Raw genomic sequence first — 19,990 nt, forward strand, 5'->3', positions numbered from 1 at the left:
GCTGTTCTCGTTGAGAATTTAAGTTCGATTAATTTCGAATGGTGCTCTGAGGGTATTATCGCCTGAGCTGCATGGAGGTTAAAGCCTAAGATGACACGCATTGCGAAAGATACACAGGTATTTAACGGTGCTCAGATATTCACCGATTCGGCTGAACGGGCTATTTCTTACCTTAAAATGCATACTCCGCTGACAGATTGGTCAGTTTCTCGCGTAATCGATGGAGAGCAGATCCACTTGCACGTGCAGCCGGATCAGTTGCTCAAAACTGGTCAACGTGTTGAGTGGGAGGAATCTTTATGCAGTCGAATGGCCAATGGTGCTGCTCATATTGTGGAAAATACGCAGGAAGATCCTGACTATTCGTGTATGCGATTATCAGCCGAGGTGGGAGCCTATGCCGGGTACACCATCAATGATGACCGGGGTGAGATGTTTGGTGTCCTGTGCGGGGTGCGCACCGATCCGCTCACTGAGGGGGAGAAAATTGATGAAGAACTCGTTGCCCTCATCAGTTCACTTCTATCTGCCCAATTGAAGTTAGCAAGAGTAGCTGATAGAGAACGGAGAAATAGTGAGCTATCCGATGCCTTGGCGCAAACAGATGCTTTGACTGGTCTGTTAAATCGACGCGGCTGGGATAAGATCACCAGGGATGCGCAAGAACGTCTCGACGCTTTTGGCGATTCCGTCTCGGTTGCTGTGATAGACCTCAATGGGCTTAAGCAGGTCAATGACAGCCAAGGTCATGCAGCTGGAGATTTATTGTTGCAGCGCACTGGTGAGATCCTGAGAGGTAAAAGCACTGAGTCCTGCCGCGTCGCTCGATATGGGGGTGATGAGTTCATGATTTTGGCCAACGGAGTAGCTCCATCCCAGACAGAGGCTTATTTCTCAGTATTCAAAGAGTCCTTGGAAGAGGCAGGGATTCCTGCAGCCATAGGATTCTATTCAGCTCAGCCAGGCAGTACCAACATTGATCAGTGCATTGCCGCGGCTGATGCTTTAATGTATCAGCAGAAATATCAGAGTCGCGTTCGTGCCAGAAAAAACAGCTAACAGACTGTCCTTGCTATTTTGCTGATCTTATCTACCTCTGCAACCGCTTCTTTGGACGGAATTCGTTCGCCGATAACCTCCGTTATGTAAAGTTAAGGCTGTTGTATTGTCAGAACATGCGAACTCACTACGCGAGAGAATGCGCTGGTTACCCAGATGTTGAGTTCCTTTGATGCATCGCATTCTTGGTTGACGAAACGACGAGTTCAGCTAATTCGTAGGCTGTAGAAAAATATAGATCTGCAAACTCGCGTTCGGGAGGAGTGCTATTTCGGAACTGCGAATTGTAGATCCGCATTAGCCGTTGAGCTGCGTTGGCCATATCTTCGTTGAAAACTCCAAGAGCTTCTAATTCAAGTACAGCTTTGCTGTAAAGATCTTTACCGGGAAATCTACTATTAATGGGGTTGTGCCCTAATGCCGTAGCGCAATCAATGACTGTCTGGAGGTAAGCGATGAAGGTCCAGCTAATTATACGTTCGGTCGCCGATTCCGGAGATGAATGTATTTTTTCGACGGATTTAAAATGCTCTTCAAAATCTGAAACGAGATGAGCTTGCGCTTCTCGTAGTTCTGCATCTTGTATGGCATCTAACTGGAGGCCAGAGGCATGCTCCTCAGCTCTTTGCACTTCCTCTTGCGCTTTATTTAGGTCTACACGAACCTTTACTCCGAGAGCATCTAATTCGCCGTTGCTAAGGCGACTGAGAATTCCTTTCAAATTAACGCGAAATAAGAAAACTATGGTTATAGCCGTAACTGGCCAAACCAATACCTTCATATACTCGAGAATGAGAAATGCAATTTCCATGAGGCTCCTTTTGGCGAATCTCCAAAGGCTGCGAAACTATAGTTGATACTTCTATTCCAAAGCCTAAGTCAAGATACAAAACAAATATCTTAAATCAGCCTAAAAAATTTAATAATCACCGGATGATACGAAAAAGCTGCAGGATCTAAAAAATTTAATTTGGTCGCCTTGGGACCCGTTCGCATCCTATGCTCGTGATGGTCACTCGCTGCGTATTTGTCCCGGCTTCGTAACTAGAGAAAAAATTGTGAAAGGATCTAAACCATGAGTCCAACTATAGTTGAAGAGTACTGGTCCGGTGTCGCTCGTCAGTTACAAGTCGAAGCAGATACTTTCAGCCGTTTGGTCGCTCACAATGCCGAAAGTGGAAGAGCAAACGAATTAGCATTAGGCGCATTGGTGGAAAGCCTCCTTCCATCGCATGTTCGAGTCGGAACAGGGATCGTCATTGATAGCCACGGTGGTCGTTCTAAGCAGATGGACTTGGTTGTTTACGATCGAACTACTCAGCCTCAAATTCTTGCGCAATCGACACAACTCTTGTTTCCGGTCGAAACTGTACACGTGGTGGTTGAAGTAAAATCTTCGGTTTCGGAGCGAGACATCGATGATGCCTATGAGAAATTCTCAAGTTTACAAGCGCTTCAGCCTATTAACGGATTTGAGGTTCCAGCTTCAGCCTTCTTTGGGTACATCGCGACTGGGTCGCCAGTTTCATCAGTCCGTCAAATCAACGGTTTAGGGGACAGCGGAAGGCCGTCGCTTGCATGTATTCTCAATCCGGGAATAGCGCCGTCCGCGGGGCCCAACTCCCCTGTAGGCTTGGTCCCACTTCATGAGCATGACGATACTGGCGCCCGCATCTCAGGTGCCTGGGTAAGCACAGACAGCGGAGAAAAGACGGTCGTTCATGCGGGGAACGTTCATCCAGTCTCACGTTTCGAATTACGAGGTGAAAAGTACCTGTTCGAGCCGGGACGTGCATTATTACTTTTTGCAGAATCGCTTTCTTCAGTCGTTGCGACGCGGCTAGGGTATCCAAACAGTTGGTTAAGTGCTTATTTGACAGATATTGCTCGGGAAACCTTCATTCCTAAGGAATCTGGACTCCCAGTAGTTCACTGATAAAATCTTCCACACGCATCGCCTCTAACAGTAGATTCGAAGCCGCCGGGCCTTGCGCTGAAACCAGCGGCGAATCGACCCATTGATCCGTCACCACCACAACATTTTTCATTCCGAATTTGTCACGTGCATGCAGAGCAAGTGCCAATGTTTCTGCTTGTGGATTTTCTTCTGTGTCCGTAGGATCAAAAATTTCCACACATTTTTCCAAAACTTCGTCAAGGTAGTGATAATCAGGAGAAGTAAAAACGAAGTTGGCGGCAGCCATCTTGATCCAGCTCACTACGATAGCGTCGTCTTCATATGCCACAATCTGTTTAACGCTCAGGTTTGAGCACAGTAGATCCCCTGAACCTACAAGGGTAGTCATAGACGCTAAGACTTGTCTGAATTCTTGCTCATCGTTACAGCAATTTTCTACGACGACCATGGCTGAGGCGTCAATAATGAAAAGCGGCATAGCTACTGATCACCCGCTAATAGAGATCGCACCGCTTGCAACTCGCTGGAATTTACATTCAAATACCGGCGTGTATCGAATTCACTGAGTGAATCATGATCGTACAAATTTAGAACGGACCGTGTGAAAGTTCTTCCAAAGTAATCTAGCCGTATTTCAGGCGTCCGGCGGCCCCCGTTCGGATTGAATCCTGCACGTTCTTGCATATCGTCAGTGCCACTGAAGACGACATCAACTACATTTTGATCTGCCAGGCCTAGTTCTTTTAAGCGTAAAGCAACGGATTTCCAACTAGCTTTGAATCGGCCAGATGTAAGGCGGACGCGATCTCGATAATTATCGGTAGTGACTCTATTCCATTGCTTATAACTGAAATACTCTAGAACCTCCTGTTCGGGAAGCAGAAACGCCGATGCAAACCGATCACACCATCTTTCTTCTGCCGTGTCTTCAAAATGACAGACTGAGCCGGACCCCTTAGCTAGGTGCCCGAGCTCGTGGAGAAGAGTGAAAGACTTGAGGGCAGCGTTGCTGTATGCAGAATTAATTGCGATCAGAGGCGCGACTTTGTCAGTAAGCGAGAAGCCGCGACAGTTCCCTTCACCCATATCAAGATAAACAACAACAATATCTAGTGACTCAATTCGACGCCGAAGCGATTTGAATGTAGCACTTTTAGAAGTTGTAGCGATTTGATCTCGTCGGGTATCCCAACCCAAAAACTCTCGCATGATGGCGGCATAGTTATTGGGGTTCGAAGTGATCCGCGGTAGCGACACGGCATCTTCGTTGTGGGTCTCTAACCCTGCACGAGCAATGCGTTGTAGCCGAGATGCTCGGCGTATTGCGTTAAGCTCTTGAGTTGGATCCAGGCTAGATCCGTCAATTGCGGACCTAAACCGAGCTACAGCCGGAGACTCCTCAGGAGGTTTACTCAGGAAAAAAAACTGTAGAGACCGGCCCAGCAATCTTCCGATTTTCTGGACATCGCCTTTAGTCGGTTCAGTGTCGCCAGAAATCCAGGATTGGACTATTTCTAGTTCGCGTCCCGTTGCTATGCAGACTCGTTCGAGAGAGACATCAGCGTTGTCTATTGCCCAAGATAGTATTTGGGGATTGATTGCCAGCTTGGCCATTACAGAAATCTAACACATGGTGTTAAACCATTCCGTCATTGGGCCCCGAGTCTTCAGCGAACAGCGCATACATCTTTTTATGACTTGCAATCCAAAGCGTGTAAAAGGCACAGGGGTCGCAAAATCGTCCGTTTGTGACACACCATCCTGTCATCTGGGCGGAAAATCTTCGAGAGTTGAAAACTCAACGGATTTCTAGTGCCACTTCGTCGCAAAACTCAGTCTCACAAACTATGCATCGAAACTATGACCGCGAGACGAGTATTGATACATTTCAAACCATGGGATACCTCCTCGGATACGCCAGAGTCTCCACAGGTAACCAAGACGCGCAACTTCAGCTCGGCGCACTCACCAAAGCCGGTTGTTATCGCATTTTCACCGACACCGCTTCCGGCGCCCTCAAATCTCGGCCCGAGCTAGATTAGCTCGTGGAAGGCCGGATGTAGCAGATATAGCTTGCGGCAAGATGTGGCCACCGCACTTGGCAATAGAAATATGAGGTACTCCTTTATGCGAAGAGACCGGGCTTCCACACCTATGGCATTGGTCATAGCAATGAAAAATGTCAGGGCCATGCAAGCGGCACTTGCACCGTCGAAGGCTATTGTTCAACATGACATCTTGGCGACGCACCGTGCTCTGCTGGAAGAAATCAATCTCAGCATCATGGGGCAATAGGGCGACCAGCAAGTCTGGATTGGCGGAGGGACACCAAGCCCTCATGCAGCCCAGTTCATTCCCCCGCATCATGAGCGAGTTGCCGAACTCATGGACGACTTGGTTAAGTTCGCCAATCGTGTCGATCTTCCAATCCTCGTGCAGACAGCAATCGCTCATGCCCAGTTCGAGACGATTCACTCGTTTCCTGACGGCAACGGCAGGGTTGGCCGGGCGCTGATCCAGGCAATACTGCGCGGTACGCAATTGACGCGCAGTGTCACCGAGCCGGTCTCTGCCGGCTTGCTCCACGACACCACCAGCTACTTCAACGCACTGGATTCTTACCGTTCCGGAGACATCGCGCCGATAGCAGCAGCAGCAGCCAACGCTTCTTTCGCGGCGATCAGCAATCGCCGGCTTCTGGTAAACGATCTTGACACTGCCCAGAAGCAATGGCGAGAACAGGTCAAAGAACGACGGGATTCGGCAGCGAATCGGAGAGTGAGCATCCTGCTTCGCCAACCAGTCATCGACAGCTCATCCGCTGCCGCAGAACTTGGGATCACGACCGTCAATGTGCAGATTGCTATCAACCACCTGGTTGATGCCGGGATCCTCGTGCAAATCACGAACAGGAAACGCAATCGCATTTGGGTAACCAAGGATGTTGTGAGGGGACTAGACGAATTCGTGGCCAGAGCTAAAAGGCGCCGGTAGAGGAAGAGATTGAGCATCCACGCCGGCAGTTCAGTTTCATCGATTTCAGGGCTACTGGCGGCATCAAGCGGCAGTTTTCGCTTCCCCGAGACTTGCAGGAACCACGACGCGAATTTGCACCGTATTCGTTTGAACTAGTGAAGTCCCCGAACTGTCGAGTCCAGAACGTAGTATCGATTCCATGAGTGATGTGCTTTCCCGGTTTGGTGCGGCCACCCGCAAGTGGTTCACCGACGTCTTTTCAGCGCCCACGGTGGCGCAGAGCGGCGCCTGGGAATCCATCTCCGACGGGAAGCACACCCTGGTCATCGCTCCCACCGGTTCTGGCAAGACCCTGGCCGCGTTCCTCTGGGCCCTGGACCGGCTGCATCATGCGGAACTCGACGCGCCAGCGCTGCCCGGAATGGAATCCGATGCGGACCACCCGGCAGGCACCGGAACCAAAGTCCTCTATATCTCCCCGCTGAAAGCCCTGGGCGTGGACGTGGAGCGCAACCTGCGCTCCCCGCTGACCGGCATCCGCTCCACCGCACACGAAATGGGGCTCTCCCAGCCATCGGTCACCGTGGGCGTACGTTCCGGAGACACCCCGGCCAATGACCGGCGCAAACTGCTCAAGGACCCACCCGACATCCTGATCACCACGCCCGAGTCGCTGTACCTGATGCTCACCAGCCAGGCCCGCAAAACCTTGGACCAGGTGCATACCGTCATCATCGACGAGGTCCACGCCATCGCCAATACCAAGCGCGGCACCCACCTGGCCCTGTCCCTGGAGCGGCTCGACGCGATGCTTGCTGCCCCGGCCCAGCGCATCGGGCTCTCGGCCACGGTGGAACCGCCCGAAGAAGTCGCCCGGTTCCTTGCAGGCTCGGCACCGGTGAATATCGTGCGCCCGAAATCCACCAAGAAGTGGGAGCTCGCGGTGCGGGTCCCGGTCGAGGACATGACCGACTTGCCGTCGGCGGCCGGCGCCCACGACCTGGGACCCGGTTCCTCCCCGGCGGCCTCGGCCAGCATCTGGCCGCACGTGGAAAACCAGCTGGTGGATCTGGTGCTGGAGAACCGCTCCACGATCATCTTCGCCAACTCCCGTCGCTTGGCCGAACGCCTGACCGGGCGGCTGAACGATATCTATGCCGAACGCGAGGGGTTCAGTGCCGAGGATACTTCCACATCCACCCCGGCAGTGCTGATGGCCCAGGCCGGGTCCACCGCCGCTTCTAACCTAGAGGCGCCGCTGCTGGCCCGGGCCCACCACGGCTCTGTCTCCAAGGATGCCCGCGCCCAAATTGAAGAAGACCTGAAGCTGGGCAAGCTGCGCGCCGTGGTGGCCACCAGCTCGCTGGAACTGGGCATCGACATGGGCCTGGTGGACCTGGTGATCCAGGTCGAATCACCCAATTCGGTCTCTTCCGGGCTGCAGCGCGTGGGCCGTGCCGGTCACCAGGTCGGCTCGGTCTCCCAGGGCATCTTCTTCCCCAAGCACCGCGCGGACCTGCTCTCTACCGCACTGGTGGTCACCCGCATGCGTGAAGGCAATATCGAGAAAATGGTCATCCCGGCCAACCCGCTCGATGTCCTGGCCCAGCAGACCCTGGCCGCGGTGGCCATGGAGGACCTTGAGGTCGAAGCCTGGTACGACACCGTGCGCAGGGCCGCGCCCTACCAGCAGCTGCCGCGCAGCGTGTACCTGGCGACCCTGGACATGATGGCGGGCAAATACCCGTCGGACGAGTTCGCCACCCTCAAGCCGCGGCTGATCTGGGACCGCGATGCCGGAGTGCTCAGCGCCCGCCCCGGCGCCCAGCGCCTCGCGGTGATTTCCGGTGGCACCATCCCGGACCGCGGGCTGTTCGGCGTCTTCCTTGCGGGATCCGAGGATGACAAGGCCCCCAAGCGGGTGGGCGAGCTCGACGAGGAAATGGTCTACGAGTCCCGCGTGGGCGACGTGTTCGCGCTGGGCGCCACCAGCTGGCGCATCGAGGACATCACCCACGACAGGGTGCTGGTCACCCCGGCCTTCGGCCAGCCCGGCAAGCTGCCCTTCTGGCACGGCGACGGGCTGGGCCGCCCGGTGGAACTCGGAGCGGCGTTGGGCGAATTCACTACCGGGCTGCTGGCCGGCGAGCGCAGCGCCTCCGCCGCCGCGCTGCGCGAGCACGGGCTGGATCCCTTCGCGGCCGAGAACCTGCTGAACTACCTGGGCGAGCAGCGCCAGGCCACCGGGCAGGTGCCCAACCACCAGAACTTCGTAGTGGAACGCTTCCACGATGAGCTGGGCGACTGGCGGGTCATCCTGCATTCGCCCTTCGGCCTGGCGGTGCACGCCCCATGGGCGCTGGCCATCGGGGCGCGCGTGCGCGAACGCTGGGGCCTGGACGCCTCTGCGATGGCCGCGGATGACGGTATCGTGCTGCGCATCCCGGCCATGGATGATGAGCCGCCGGGTGCCGACCTCTTCGCCTTCGAGGCCGATGAGATCGTGGACGTGGTCACCTCGCAGGTGGCCAACTCGGCGCTGTTCGCCGCGCGATTCCGCGAATGCGCGGCCCGCGCCCTGCTGCTGCCGAGGATCAACCCGACCAAGCGCACCCCGCTGTGGCAGCAGCGCCAGCGGGCCAGCCAGCTGCTGGACGTGGCCCGCAACTACCCGGATTTCCCGATCATCCTGGAGACCGTACGTGAGTGCCTGAACGACGTCTACGACCTGCCGGCCCTGACCGAGATCCTGGGCCAGGTCTCCTCCCGCGCCATCCGGCTGGTGGAAGTCACCACCGAGCTTCCCTCGCCCTTCGCCCAATCGTTGCTCTTCGGCTACGTGGCCCAGTTCCTCTATGAGACCGACGCCCCGCTGGCCGAACGCCGCGCCACCGCGCTGAGCCTGGACCCGGTCCTGCTCGGCGAACTGCTGGGCCGCAACGATGTGCGCGAGATCCTCGACCCGCAGGTCATTTCCACCCTTGAACAGCAGCTGCAGCACCTGGCGCCGAACCGCCGGCTATCCGGGATGGAGGGCGCCGCGGACCTGCTGCGCCTGCTCGGCCCGCTGAGTGCAGAGCAACTGGCTCAGCGCCTGCGCTCAACGGAGGATGAGCAGGAAGCCCTGAATGCCGAGACCGCCCGGGCCCATGCCGAATCCCTCGTGGCCACCCGCCGCGCCTTCACCCTGCGGGTCGCCGGGCAGCTGGCCTATGCGGCCATCGAGGACGCGGGCAAGCTGCGCGATGCCCTGGGCACCCCGCTGCCCACCGGCATCCCCACCGCCTTCCTCGAACCGGCGGCCCAGCCAATTGAGGACCTGGTGTCCCGCTTCGCCCGCACCCACGCCCCGTTCACGCTCTCCGAGCTGTCCGCCGCACTCGGCCTGGGCGTCGCGGTGCTGCGCCCGGTGCTCGACCAGCTGGTGGCGGCCGGCCGCCTGTCGCTGGGCGCGTTCCGTCCGGTGGAGCTGATCCCGCCTGGAATCAGCGGGGATGAATACTGCGATGTTTCGGTGCTGCGCACCATCCGCACCCGTTCGCTGGCCGCGTTGCGCGCCGAGGTGGAGCCGGTGGACCAGCCAACGTTCGGACGTTTCCTGCCCGCCTGGCAGCAGGTGGGCTCCCGGCTGGAAGGCAGCGACGGGCTCTACGAGGTGCTGACCCAGCTGGCAGGGGTTGAAGTTCCTGCCTCGGCGCTGGAATCATTCATCCTGCCCGCCAGGTTGCACGGCTACCAGGCATCGTGGCTCGATGAGCTGACCAGCAGCGGGGACGTGCTGATCTGCGGGGCCGGGGCCGCCGGCGGCAAGGACGGCTGGCTTTCGTTGCACACCGCAGAGTTCGCCTCCCTGAGCCTGCCAGCCCCTGACATGTCCCAGCTGGATTCGCTGGCCCGCCGGGTGCTTGATTCCTTCGACGCTACCGGGGCCTACTTCGTGCAGGAACTCGCCGCCCGGCTGCACTCGGAAGAGGGGCTGCCGCCCACCGAGCAGGAGATCACCGAGGCCTGCTGGCAGCTGTTCTGGGCGGGGTTCATCTCCCCCGACACCCTCGCTCCGGTGCGCGGCTACCTGGCTGGCGGCACCACCGCGCACAAGATCGCCAAGCCGGCGCCGCGTGCCCGTGCCGCCCGGCTGAATCGGCTCTCCGGGCTTACCCGGCTAGCCCGGGAACAGGCGGCCGGACAGCTGGCACGCAACACCCGCGGCTCGGCCCGCTGGTCGCTGCTGCCCGCCCCTGCGCTGGACCCGACCATCGCAGCGCATGCAACCGCGGAAATCATGCTTGAACGCTACGGGGTGCTCACCCGCGGTTCGGTGGCCGCCGAATCCGTGCCCGGCGGCTTCGGCCAGCTCTACCGGGTGCTGTCCAAGCTGGAAGAGGCGGGCCATGCCCGCCGCGGCTACTTCATCGAAAAGCTCGGCGCCGCGCAGTTCTCCACCGCCAACACCATCGACCGGCTGCGCACCTTCACCCTGCCCGATGACCCGCAGCGCCAGCCGCAGGCTGTGGTGCTCGCCTCCACGGACCCGGCCAACCCCTACGGCGCGGCCCTGCCGTGGCCGGCCACGCAGACCGGGCACCGCCCGGGGCGCAAGGCCGGGGCGATCGTGGGTCTGCTGGACGGAGAATTGGCGCTCTACCTGGAGCGCGGCGGGCGCACCGTGCTCGCTTTCGGCGAGCCAAGCGAAGAGTCATGGCGGCTGCTGGCAGGAAATCTGGTGGCCGTGCTGCGCACCGCGACAGTGGACAAGCTGGCCATTGCCACGGTCAACGGCGAGCCGGTCCTTGAGCACCCCCTCGCCCACGCGCTGCTGGCGGCCGGATTCTATTCCACCCCGCAGGGGATCCGCTTCCGGCGCTAAGCCGCAGCGCAGGCAAGCACCGGCGCTACTTGCGCGCCCTGCCCCAGATCCAGGCAGCATTGGTGACCTCGAAGAGAACCTGCCCATCGCAGCCGAGCGAGCCATGCAGAGTCACCAGGGCCCGGTCCTCGCGCTTGAACTGGATATCGGTGATTTCCAGTTGCCCGTGCAGTTCCATGCCGGGACGCACCGGAGCATGGAACTGGATATTCTCCATCGCCCTTCCGGCCACCACCCACCAGTGCCGGTAGGCTCCCAGCACTGCCAGGCGCTGGAAAATCGCCAACGAGTGGATGCCGCTGGCGATAATGCCGCCGAAGTGACCCTGCTGCGCAAACTCCTCGTCGATGTGGAACCGCTGCGGATCCCACTGCATGGCGAACGCGTGCAGATCCTCGTCGGTCATCTTGTACGAGCCCAAACCAACTATGTCCCCGACTGCCAAGTCCTCGGCATAGATGGTCGGTTCGGTCGGCTCGATCTGTTCTGTTGCTGCAATGCCCATGCGCCCAGCGTAGGCCACGGCCGCGACGAACTGCGCTTCGTCACGGCTGCACCTTACGATGGGTTCCTGGATTGATTCTAGGGAGGACGCATGCCAGAAGGAGATTCCGTCTATCGGGCCACCGCCCGGCTGCACCGCGCGCTGGCCGGAAAAACCATCGTTCGCTCGGACTTCCGGGTTCCGTCGCTGTCCACCGTGGACCTGGCCGGGTACATGGTGTCCGAAGTCGTCCCGCGCGGCAAGCACCTGCTGGTGCGCCTGCATCCGCCCACGGACCCAGACCCTGCCTTCAACCATCCTCCCCTGACCCTGCATTCGCACCTGCTGATGGAGGGCCGCTGGGACCTCTACGGCTCCGGCGACCGTTTCAAGCGCCCCGCCCACACTGCCCGTGTGGTGCTGCAATTCACCGGGATCACCGCGGTCGGATTCGACATCGCCCAGGTCAAGCTCGTGCCCACCGCCGACGAGCAGGAACTTGTTGGCCATCTGGGCCCGGACCTGCTCGGCACGGATTGGGATGCGCAGCAGGCGGCCGCGAACTTCCGCGCGCAGCCGCAGCGCGGCATCGGCGAGGCGCTGCTGGACCAACGGCTGATGGCCGGGGTCGGCAACATCTACCGCAGCGAGGTCCTGTTCCTCACCCGGCTGCATCCGCTCACTCTGGTGGGGCAGGTGGTGGGCCTGGAGAAAGCCATCGAGATGTCCCGGCGCCTGCTGGAGGTCAACAAGGACCGGCCGCGCCGGGTCACCACCGGCCTGGCGCGCACCCGCGAGCCCTATTGGGTGTATGGACGCGCCGGCAAGCCCTGCTTGCGCTGCGGCACCACCATCCAGGTCTTGAAGATCGCCGCCGAGGACTCGGGGCTGGAACGCGACTGCTACCTCTGCCCGTCCTGCCAGCCGGCACCGCGCAGCTGAGGCCGCGGATCAGCGTGCTCCCGGCAAAGATGGGAGAATATCCCATATGGCTATGGAATCCCCGCTTCCCGTTCGCAACGGCGTCAATGCAACTCGGCTTCGACTCCCGCGGACCGGTTCATGGGCAACTGTCGCCGATTATCTGCTCGAACGCTTTGGCCATGTCGATCCCGAGGGCATTCTGCGCCGCTTCGATGAGCAGCAAATCGTTGGCCTGGGCGGCACTCCGCTCACCCGCCAGACTCCCCTGGGCGAGCATGAATTCATTTGGTACTACCGCTCCTTGCCGGAAGAAACCCCGATCCCCTTCGAGGCCAGAATCCTGCACCAGGACGAGCACCTGCTGGTCGTGGACAAGCCGCACTTCCTCCCCACCACACCCGGTGGACGCTTCATCCAGGAATCCGCGCTGGTGCGCTTGCGCAACCAGACCGGCATCGACGACCTGGTGCCGATGCACCGGCTGGACCGCGCCACCGCCGGCGTCATTCTTTTCGCGGTGAATCCGCAGACTCGGGGCGCCTACCAGATGCTTTTCGAGCGCCGGGAGATTGCCAAGCGCTACAAGGCGGTCGTCGCCCTGCAGCCCGGTGAAGGACTGGAAACCGGACGCGTGCTGCAGCCCAACGGCGGGCATTCCCAGGTCAAGACTGAATCCGAACTGCGCGATCTGCTGCAGCGCACGCCGCTCGTTTTCGAAAACCGGATGTCCAAGGTCAAGGGCCAGCTGCGTTCAATTGTGGAAGAAGGCGAGCCGAATGCCCAGACCCTGATCAAGGTCGAGACCATTGGAACCAGCCATGGTTTCCATTCCGGGACCGAGGTTGCCTTGATGGATCTGGAACCGCATTCGGGCAAGACCCATCAGCTGCGGATCCACTTGGCTTCCCTGGGCCTGGGCATCATCAATGATGCGTTCTATCCCCGGCTGTGGGATCTGGCTCCTGATGACTACCGGCGCCCGCTGCAGCTGCTGGCGCACACCATTTCCTTCACCGATCCGTTGACCGGCGCCGAACGCAGCTTCAGCAGTGAGCAACGGCTGGCGGAAGCCCCTTCAGCTCAATAACCCCTTCTCATGTGGGAGGAACTGGCCTAAGCTGGTGCCCAATATCCCGTGACACATAAGGATGAAGGCAAGATGGCCGAACACGAGTCGACCCCGCAACTTGATTCCCTCGTGGCCTCGGCCCGTTCCGCCATGGCATCGGCCAGCGAACGGACCTCCTTCGAGTTGCCCTATGCACCGCCGGATCATCGCCCCAACCCTGTGGTGGAGCCCTTCGACAAGATACGCGGATATCTGCTGGGCGCTTCGGGCCTGCTGCTGTTGCTGACCACGTTGGCGTTGTCTTCCGGTTTGCATGGACGAGCCCAAGCCAGCTTGCTGGATACCAGCCTGGTGCACTCGGTGCTGTGGCCGGCACTTGCCATCGCGCTGGTCCTCAGCGCAGCGTTCTCGCTGCGCAGCGACCAGCTGTCGGCCCGGCGCCAGCGGATCATTTCCATCTACTCGATCCCGGCAACAGCGTTGATGGCGTGCGCCATCACCCTGGCGTCCGGCTTCATGCCCGTCGGCGCTGCCATCCTGGCGACCATCGCTTCGCTGCTCTCCCTGTACGGCGTACTGCAGCTGAACAAGAATACTGCGCGCAACCGCTTGGAGCGTTGGGCCACCGACGCCCCGATCAGCTTCTTTGCAGGTGCCAGCATGGTTTACGCCCTGCAGCTGTGGTTTGCCGCCGCCGGATGGCATGACGGCGAGCACGGAATCCAGGCCGCCCTGATAACGGCCGGAATCTCGGTGGCCGCCGGCGCTTTCGCCCATTCAGAGCGCGGCCGCCATGCGCTGGCCAGCGGCTACGGAATCTGCATGATTGCTGCCGCCATCCAGGGCTGGCTGAAAGATTCAGCGCCGCTGTGGGTCTGCGCGGTCTGGATCTTCATGGCCCTGCTGGTGTTCCTGATGGCCGAGAACCGCCGGTTCCAAATCAGCCATGCCGAGCACCGTGCACAGCGCGGCAAAACCGTAGAATTCTAGGTTCTGCCACGCCCGCCACAAATGCTTAACGCGGTGCCATGCGGATGGCGCCATCAAGGCGAATTGTTTCGCCGTTGAGCATCGGATTGGCCACGATATGCTCCACCAAGGCCGCGTATTCTTCCGGACGTCCCAGGCGCGATGGATGCGGCACCTGGGCACCGAGCGAGTCCTGGGCTGCCTGCGGCAATCCTGCCATCATCGGCGTATGGAAAATGCCCGGCGCGATTGTCATGACGCGGATCTGGTGGCTTGCCAGCTCGCGAGCCAGGGGAAGGGTCATCGCGGCTACGGCTCCCTTGGACGCCGCGTAGGCGGGCTGTCCGATCTGCCCGTCAAACGCGGCCACCGACGCGGTGTTGATGATGACGCCGCGTTCGGTGGTTCCCTGCTCGTCGTTCAGCGCTTCGCTATGCGCCATGGCTTCTGCGGCCAGGCGGATCACGTTGAAGGTGCCGTTGACATTGATGTCCAGCACCTTGGCGAAGCGTTCCAGCGGCAGCACCCCGTCACGGCCCAGCACCTTTCCCGGGGTGGCAACACCGGCGCAATTGACCAGCACGCGCAGGGTGCCCAGTTCCTTGGCACGTTCGATGCCGGCGGCCACCTGCTGCGCGTCGGTGACATCGGCCGGCACGAAACGGACATTCGTCCCGATCTCAGCCGCGATTTCATCGCCGTCCTCGCGCGGCAGGTCGAGCACCACCACGTGCTTGGCCCGGGCGGCCAGCATGTGCGCCGTGGCGCGCCCCAATCCCGACAGGCCTCCGGTGACGAGTGCGACTGAATCCTGCAACTGCATGCTTGCTCCTTCGTAGACAGTGAACCTGTGATCTACATTACTGGCCAGTTACGTCCAGGCGAAGAAGCTTGCCAGCAGGCATGGAAAAACCGCTGGATCCCATGATGGGATCCAGCGGCTCTCGTACGCTTCTGCTGTCTAGTGGCTCGGAACCTTTGCAGGTTCGGCTTCAGCGGCAACGGACTTGTTCTTCCCGCCGAGCAGGAAGCCGATGACCACGATGCCCACGCTGCAGGCGGCACCAACAAGGAAGCCGGGCTGGAAGCCTTCAACCGAAGCGGTCAGCGGGTCGATGCCGTCCGCGATCTTCGAGGCGGTGGCCGCGGCGACAACGCCAACGAGCAGCGCGGTGCCCATGGCGCCAGCCAACTGCTGCAAGGTCGACAGCAGGGCCGAACCATGCGAGTGCAGGCTGTGCGGCAACGGGTTCAGCGCAGTGGTGAACGCCGGGGTGAAGATGAAGGCCAGGCCCAAGCTCATCACCAGGTGCATGACAACCAACAGCCAAATCGGGGTATTCGCGTTCAGGATCATGGCGTAACCAAGCAGGGACACCAGAAGCACCACGGCGCCGGGAACGATCAGCGGACGGGCGCCGACCTTGTCGTAGAGCTTGCCGACCATCGGTGCCAGGATGCCCATCAGCAGTCCGCCCGGAAGCATGATCAGGCCGGTGGTCAGGGTCTCAATGCCCAGCACGCTGGTGAAGAACATCGGCAGCAGGATAATCACGCCGAACAGCGAGATCATCGAGAACATCATCAGCACCAGCGAAAGGGTGAAATCCTTGTAGTTCAGCGGACGCAAATCCAGCAGCGCCTTGTCCTCCTTCTGCAGGTTCAGCTGCAGGAAGACGAAGGCGACCAGGCACAGGACCGCGCCGACCAGGATGCCCAGGTTCAGCGGGGTGATTCCTGCCGAGAGGCCGCTCAGTCCGTAGACCAGGCCGCCGAATCCAGGGATCGCCAGGATCAAGGAAGGAATGGACAGCGGAGCCGAGGCGCCGTCGACGTCCTTGGACAGCCGCGGGGTACCGATCAGCAGGGCTGCTACCGCAATCGGGATGATCACGATGAACATGAAGCGCCACGAGAGGAACTGCAGGATCAGGCCGGAGAGCGTCGGGCCGATGGCCGGAGCTACGGAAATCACGATGGAGACGTTGCCCATCAGCACGCCGCGGCGCTCGGCCGGGACCAGATGCAAAATGGTGGTCATCAGCAGCGGCATCATGATGGCGGTGCCGCTGGCCTGGATGACACGGGCCAGCAGCAGGACGCCCAGACCCGGCGCGAGTGCAGCCAGCAGGGTGCCGAGGGTGAATAGGCCCATCGCCAAGACGAAGACATTGCGTATGCTCAGCCGCTGCAGCAAGAAGCCGGTCATCGGAATGACCACGGCCATGGTCAGCATGAAGATGGTTGACAGCCACTGGATTGCGTCAGCGGTGACATTGAATTCAACCATGAGCACAGGCAGAGCCACGTTCATGATGGTTTCGTTCAGGATGACCACGAAGCTGGAAACAATCAGCACCGCAATCGTGGTGAAATTCTGTTTGCTCAGTCGTTCTGGAGCGTTCGTCACGGCAGGAATCTGCTTCCACGAGGATTCGGAAAAAGGAAATGCCATTTGATGCCTGCAGCTGTTCGCCGGACTAGAAATTCAAATAGCTCTACCGATTTTATCGCTTGGGAATGCGGCGCACTAGGGTTGCGGGAAATCCGCATCAGTGAGTTCGGCAACACAGATCCAGCTTCATGGAATGTCGAGGGTTTGTGTACCAAGATAGAACCATGAACGTGCGCACACCTGACCCATACCCTGGATGGCTCTCCGAGGAAGACCTCTACGAGGCACGCCAGCGCCTGCCGATGCTCTACGTCGAGGCGATTCCCGTGCGCCTGGATCCGCTGGGCTATGTCAACGAGGTGGGCCTGCTGCTGACCGGCGATGACGATGGCCGCATGCTGCGCACCTTCGTTTCGGGCCGGGTGATGTACCGCGAGACCATTCGCGCAGCGTTGATCCGCCACATCGAAAAGGATCTGGGCACCATGGTGCTGCCGCAGCTTCCGGCCTCACCGGTGCCATTCACCGTTGCCGAGTACTTCCCGGCGCCGAGCGAAACCGGCCTGACCGATGATCGCCAGCACGCAGTGTCCATGTGCTACATCGTGCCGGTCCGCGGCGAGACCAGCCCGCGCTCCGACGCCTTGGAACTGACCTGGCTTTCGCCAACCGAAGCGCTCAGCTCGGATATCCAGGGCGAGTTCGCGGGCGGCCGTGAAAATATTCTCCGTCAGGCATTAGCCCACGTCGGAGTGAATATCTAGTTCTGCTTTCCGCCCTTGGGGATGATTCCCTGACGACGCTTGACGATCGATCCGACCCAGCTTCCCAAGAGCACGCCGAGCATGCCCACGATGCAGCCGATCAGTGTTTCGACCACGCGGTCGTACATCACCGAGCCGCTCAGGCCTGTGGCCAGCGAGACGCCTACCAGTGCCATCGGGGTAATGAAGACCTGCGCCAAGAAGTAGTTGCGCATGACCAGCAGCTCGGCCATGAACTGGCAGAAGCCGATGAAGGCAAGCAGGATCCACACCTGCGGATTCAGGAAGATCAAGATCGCCATCAGGATCACCCCCACCAAGGTGCCGAGCATACGGTGCATGCCGCGCCGGATGCGCAGGCTAGTGGTGTGCCCAACCAGGGGAACCACCGCGGCCACCATCGCCCAGTAGTTGTGCCCGGCTTCCAGGTTGTTGCCCAAGGTATTGGCCAGGGCACCGGCGACGCCGGCCGTCAGGATATAGAACAGCCCTTCCCACCAGATGGCTTTGCGGACGTTATCCGACAGCGGCGGCAACGGGGTGCGCTTCCACAGGCTGGTCCACTGCCCGAGCGCCCCGGCAGCGCCGATGGCTATCGACAGCAAGATCGTCAAGCCCGCCACGAGCAGGGCCTCGCCAAAGGGCACGGGCCCAGGAATCGAGGCAATCGCCGCAAAGGCGAAGATGTGGAACAGCGAACCGCCAGGCCGCAACCGCATGAAACCGACCAGCACCGAACAGGCACCGGCAACGAGGGTCGTCGCGCCAACGACTTGCCACTGCTTGATCCCGGGGTCCGAATGGTCGATCCACCAGTGGGAAGCGGCCAGCGCCAAGGCAATCACCGCGAAGAACAAGGCACCGGAACGGACCTGCATCCGCAAGCGGTTCCAGTAGCCATCCACGCGCCCATACACGCCGGTGAAGGCACCGAAAACGGCAAAGACCACCAGGTCCAGCCGGTCAATCGCGAAAAGGGCAAGCAGTGGCGCAAAAACACCTACGCCAGTGCGCAAGCCGATCCAGTGGTCTTTGCGGGCAGGCCCCAGCGTCACCAGCGCCTTGGCGGACTCCTTCAGATTCTGCAGGGCCACATCTTCCTTCCGTCGCGTTGGACACAACACGTATGCCCCATTATTCGCGCTTTGCCTTGTGACACGTTAGGTTTTGGCGCACATTGACCCTGTCGTTTTCCTCACCGCGCGATTAATACGGCAAACTTGTTACGTGCCCGAAAAGAACTTTGACCCCAGTGCCCCGCATGCCCGCCAGAACGAATTCGGCTTTGAAGTCGGAACCCGGCTGACCGCTGAAGACGGTTCCCCGATGCTCGGGCGTACCGGCGTGATCCGTACCCCGCACGGCGAAATCAAGACGCCAGCGTTCATTGCCGTAGGCACCAAAGCCACCGTCAAGGCGGTCACCCCCGTTCAGGTCGAGGAGCTTGGCGCGCAGGCAGTGCTGTCCAATGCCTACCACCTGTACCTGCAGCCGGGGGCGGACATCCTCGATGAGGCCGGTGGCCTGGGCAAGTTCATGGGCTGGGAAGGTCCAACCTTCACCGATTCGGGCGGATTCCAGGTCATGAGCCTGGGTTCGGGCTTCAAGAAGGTCATCGACATGAAGTCGGTGGACCAGTCGGGTCCGGATGATGCTGTGGCTCCGGGCAAGGAACGCCTGGCCAATGTGGATGGGGACGGCGTCTGGTTCAAGTCCCACCTCGACGGCACCAAGCACCGCTTCTCCCCTGAGATCTCCATGGGCGTGCAGCACCAGATCGGCGCGGACATCATGTTCGCCTTCGACGAGCTGACCACCCTGCAGAATTCCCGCGGCTACCAGGTCGAGTCCCTGGAGCGCACCCGGCGCTGGGCCGAGCGCTGCATTGCCGAGCACTTCGCCCTGACAGATTCCCGGGCGGGCAAGGATTACCAGGCGCTGTTCGGAGTCATCCAGGGCGCCCAGTACGAAGACCTGCGCCGCAAGGCCTGCCAGGATCTGGGAGCCATGGCCTTCGACGGCTTCGGCATCGGCGGCGCCTTGGAAAAGGAGAACCTGGGAACCATCGTCGGCTGGTGCGCCGAAGAACTGCCCGAGAACAAGCCACGCCACCTGCTGGGCATTTCCGAGCCGGATGACATCTTCACCGCCATTGAGAACGGCGCTGACACCTTTGACTGCGTCTCGCCCACCCGCGTGGCCCGCAACTCGGCGTTCTATACCCCCTGGGGCCGCTTCAACCTTTCAGGTGCACGCTACAAGCGCGACTTCACCCCACTGGTGGAAGGCTGCGAGTGCTATGCCTGCAGAAACTTCACCCGTGCCTACATCCACCACCTGTACAAGTCCAAGGAACTGCTCAGCCACACGTTGATTTCCATCCACAATGAGCAGTTCACTGTTTCGCTGGTCGAGTCCGCGCGCCAGGCCATCGAAGACGGAACCTTCTTCGAACTGAAGGACAAGGTGCTCTCCAGCTACTACGCTGGCAAGCCCGATCCGCAGGGCCAGCCAGTTACCCAGTAGACGAGGATTCCTAGAACAGCCAAGGCATCGGTTCTGAAC

17 protein-coding genes are annotated in these 19,990 nt (G+C 59.9%); 10 read left to right on the forward strand and 7 right to left on the reverse strand.

Annotation, left to right across the window (positions count from 1 at the left end; genetic code table 11):
• Nucleotides 1-90: 90 nt before the first annotated feature.
• Entirely contained in the window at nt 91-1,059 is a 969-nt protein-coding gene (locus ANI01nite_RS06440; protein ID WP_141356815.1) for a GGDEF domain-containing protein, read from the forward strand.
• Between the two features lie 148 nt (nt 1,060-1,207).
• Here ANI01nite_RS06440 and ANI01nite_RS06445 read toward each other — a convergent pair whose 3' ends face one another.
• On the reverse strand, nt 1,208-1,870 hold the full coding sequence (locus ANI01nite_RS06445; RefSeq protein WP_141356817.1) for a hypothetical protein: 663 nt from the start codon (nt 1,868-1,870) through the stop codon (nt 1,208-1,210).
• Nucleotides 1,871-2,134: 264 nt separating this feature from the next.
• Between ANI01nite_RS06445 and ANI01nite_RS06450 the strand changes: the two genes are divergently transcribed.
• Nucleotides 2,135-2,995 carry a DUF6602 domain-containing protein gene (locus tag ANI01nite_RS06450; RefSeq protein ID WP_141356819.1) on the forward strand — a complete coding sequence of 287 codons (861 nt, stop codon included), beginning with the start codon at nt 2,135-2,137 and terminating at the stop codon, nt 2,993-2,995.
• Here ANI01nite_RS06450 and ANI01nite_RS06455 read toward each other — a convergent pair.
• Nucleotides 2,964-3,365, reverse strand: coding sequence for a hypothetical protein (locus ANI01nite_RS06455; protein ID WP_141356821.1), 402 nt, complete (start codon nt 3,363-3,365; stop codon nt 2,964-2,966). The genes ANI01nite_RS06450 and ANI01nite_RS06455 overlap by 32 nt on opposite strands.
• A 92-nt stretch (nt 3,366-3,457) precedes the next feature.
• Nucleotides 3,458-4,591, reverse strand: coding sequence for an ImmA/IrrE family metallo-endopeptidase (locus tag ANI01nite_RS06460; protein ID WP_141356823.1), 1,134 nt, complete (start codon nt 4,589-4,591; stop codon nt 3,458-3,460).
• A gap of 281 nt (nt 4,592-4,872) precedes the next feature.
• Here ANI01nite_RS06460 and ANI01nite_RS06465 point away from each other — a divergent pair, with 281 nt between their 5' ends.
• From ANI01nite_RS06465 to ANI01nite_RS06475, 3 genes are all read left to right on the forward strand, one after another.
• The gene (locus ANI01nite_RS06465) at nt 4,873-5,019 is read left to right on the forward strand and encodes a recombinase family protein (protein WP_255209584.1); all 147 of its coding nucleotides are present in this window, start codon (nt 4,873-4,875) and stop codon (nt 5,017-5,019) included.
• Nucleotides 5,020-5,329: 310 nt separating this feature from the next.
• The gene (locus ANI01nite_RS06470; RefSeq protein WP_344696439.1) at nt 5,330-5,971 is read left to right on the forward strand and encodes a Fic family protein; all 642 of its coding nucleotides are present in this window, start codon (nt 5,330-5,332) and stop codon (nt 5,969-5,971) included.
• 181 nt (nt 5,972-6,152) lie between these two features.
• Nucleotides 6,153-10,820, forward strand: coding sequence for an ATP-dependent helicase (locus tag ANI01nite_RS06475; RefSeq protein WP_141356825.1), 4,668 nt, complete (start codon nt 6,153-6,155; stop codon nt 10,818-10,820).
• A 25-nt stretch (nt 10,821-10,845) separates the two neighbouring features.
• On the opposite strand, the gene ANI01nite_RS06480 is transcribed toward ANI01nite_RS06475, so the two are convergent.
• Nucleotides 10,846-11,325 (reverse strand): MaoC/PaaZ C-terminal domain-containing protein, encoded by a 480-nt coding sequence (locus ANI01nite_RS06480; RefSeq protein WP_141356827.1) that lies wholly within the window; start codon nt 11,323-11,325, stop codon nt 10,846-10,848.
• A gap of 90 nt (nt 11,326-11,415) precedes the next feature.
• On the opposite strand from ANI01nite_RS06480, the gene ANI01nite_RS06485 reads away from it, so the two are divergent.
• From ANI01nite_RS06485 to ANI01nite_RS06495, 3 genes are all read left to right on the forward strand, one after another.
• Nucleotides 11,416-12,246 (forward strand): DNA-formamidopyrimidine glycosylase family protein, encoded by an 831-nt coding sequence (locus tag ANI01nite_RS06485; RefSeq protein WP_141356830.1) that lies wholly within the window; start codon nt 11,416-11,418, stop codon nt 12,244-12,246.
• A 52-nt stretch (nt 12,247-12,298) separates the two neighbouring features.
• Nucleotides 12,299-13,315 carry a pseudouridine synthase gene (locus ANI01nite_RS06490; RefSeq protein WP_170214598.1) on the forward strand — a complete coding sequence of 339 codons (1,017 nt, stop codon included), beginning with the start codon at nt 12,299-12,301 and terminating at the stop codon, nt 13,313-13,315.
• 72 nt (nt 13,316-13,387) lie between these two features.
• Nucleotides 13,388-14,287, forward strand: a complete 900-nt coding sequence (locus ANI01nite_RS06495; RefSeq protein ID WP_141356834.1) for a hypothetical protein — start codon at nt 13,388-13,390, stop codon at nt 14,285-14,287.
• Nucleotides 14,288-14,312: 25 nt separating this feature from the next.
• Here the strand turns inward: ANI01nite_RS06495 and ANI01nite_RS06500 are convergent, their stop codons facing one another.
• Together ANI01nite_RS06500 and ANI01nite_RS06505 are read right to left on the reverse strand one after the other, a co-directional pair.
• Nucleotides 14,313-15,089 (reverse strand): 3-hydroxyacyl-CoA dehydrogenase, encoded by a 777-nt coding sequence (locus ANI01nite_RS06500; protein WP_141356836.1) that lies wholly within the window; start codon nt 15,087-15,089, stop codon nt 14,313-14,315.
• Nucleotides 15,090-15,227: 138 nt separating this feature from the next.
• Nucleotides 15,228-16,676 carry an MDR family MFS transporter gene (locus ANI01nite_RS06505; RefSeq protein WP_141356838.1) on the reverse strand — a complete coding sequence of 483 codons (1,449 nt, stop codon included), beginning with the start codon at nt 16,674-16,676 and terminating at the stop codon, nt 15,228-15,230.
• 209 nt (nt 16,677-16,885) lie between these two features.
• Here ANI01nite_RS06505 and ANI01nite_RS06510 point away from each other — a divergent pair, with 209 nt between their 5' ends.
• Nucleotides 16,886-17,425, forward strand: coding sequence for an NUDIX hydrolase family protein (locus ANI01nite_RS06510; RefSeq protein WP_038992495.1), 540 nt, complete (start codon nt 16,886-16,888; stop codon nt 17,423-17,425).
• Here ANI01nite_RS06510 and ANI01nite_RS06515 read toward each other — a convergent pair.
• On the reverse strand, nt 17,422-18,519 hold the full coding sequence (locus ANI01nite_RS06515; protein ID WP_141356840.1) for an FUSC family protein: 1,098 nt from the start codon (nt 18,517-18,519) through the stop codon (nt 17,422-17,424). The genes ANI01nite_RS06510 and ANI01nite_RS06515 overlap by 4 nt on opposite strands.
• Nucleotides 18,520-18,652: 133 nt before the next feature.
• On the opposite strand from ANI01nite_RS06515, the gene tgt reads away from it, so the two are divergent.
• Entirely contained in the window at nt 18,653-19,951 is a 1,299-nt protein-coding gene (gene tgt / locus ANI01nite_RS06520) for a tRNA guanosine(34) transglycosylase Tgt (RefSeq protein ID WP_141356842.1), read from the forward strand.
• The last annotated feature ends 39 nt before the right edge of the window (nt 19,952-19,990 follow it).

The organism is Glutamicibacter nicotianae (genome assembly GCF_006539525.1).
GTDB lineage: Bacteria > Actinomycetota > Actinomycetes > Actinomycetales > Micrococcaceae > Glutamicibacter > Glutamicibacter nicotianae.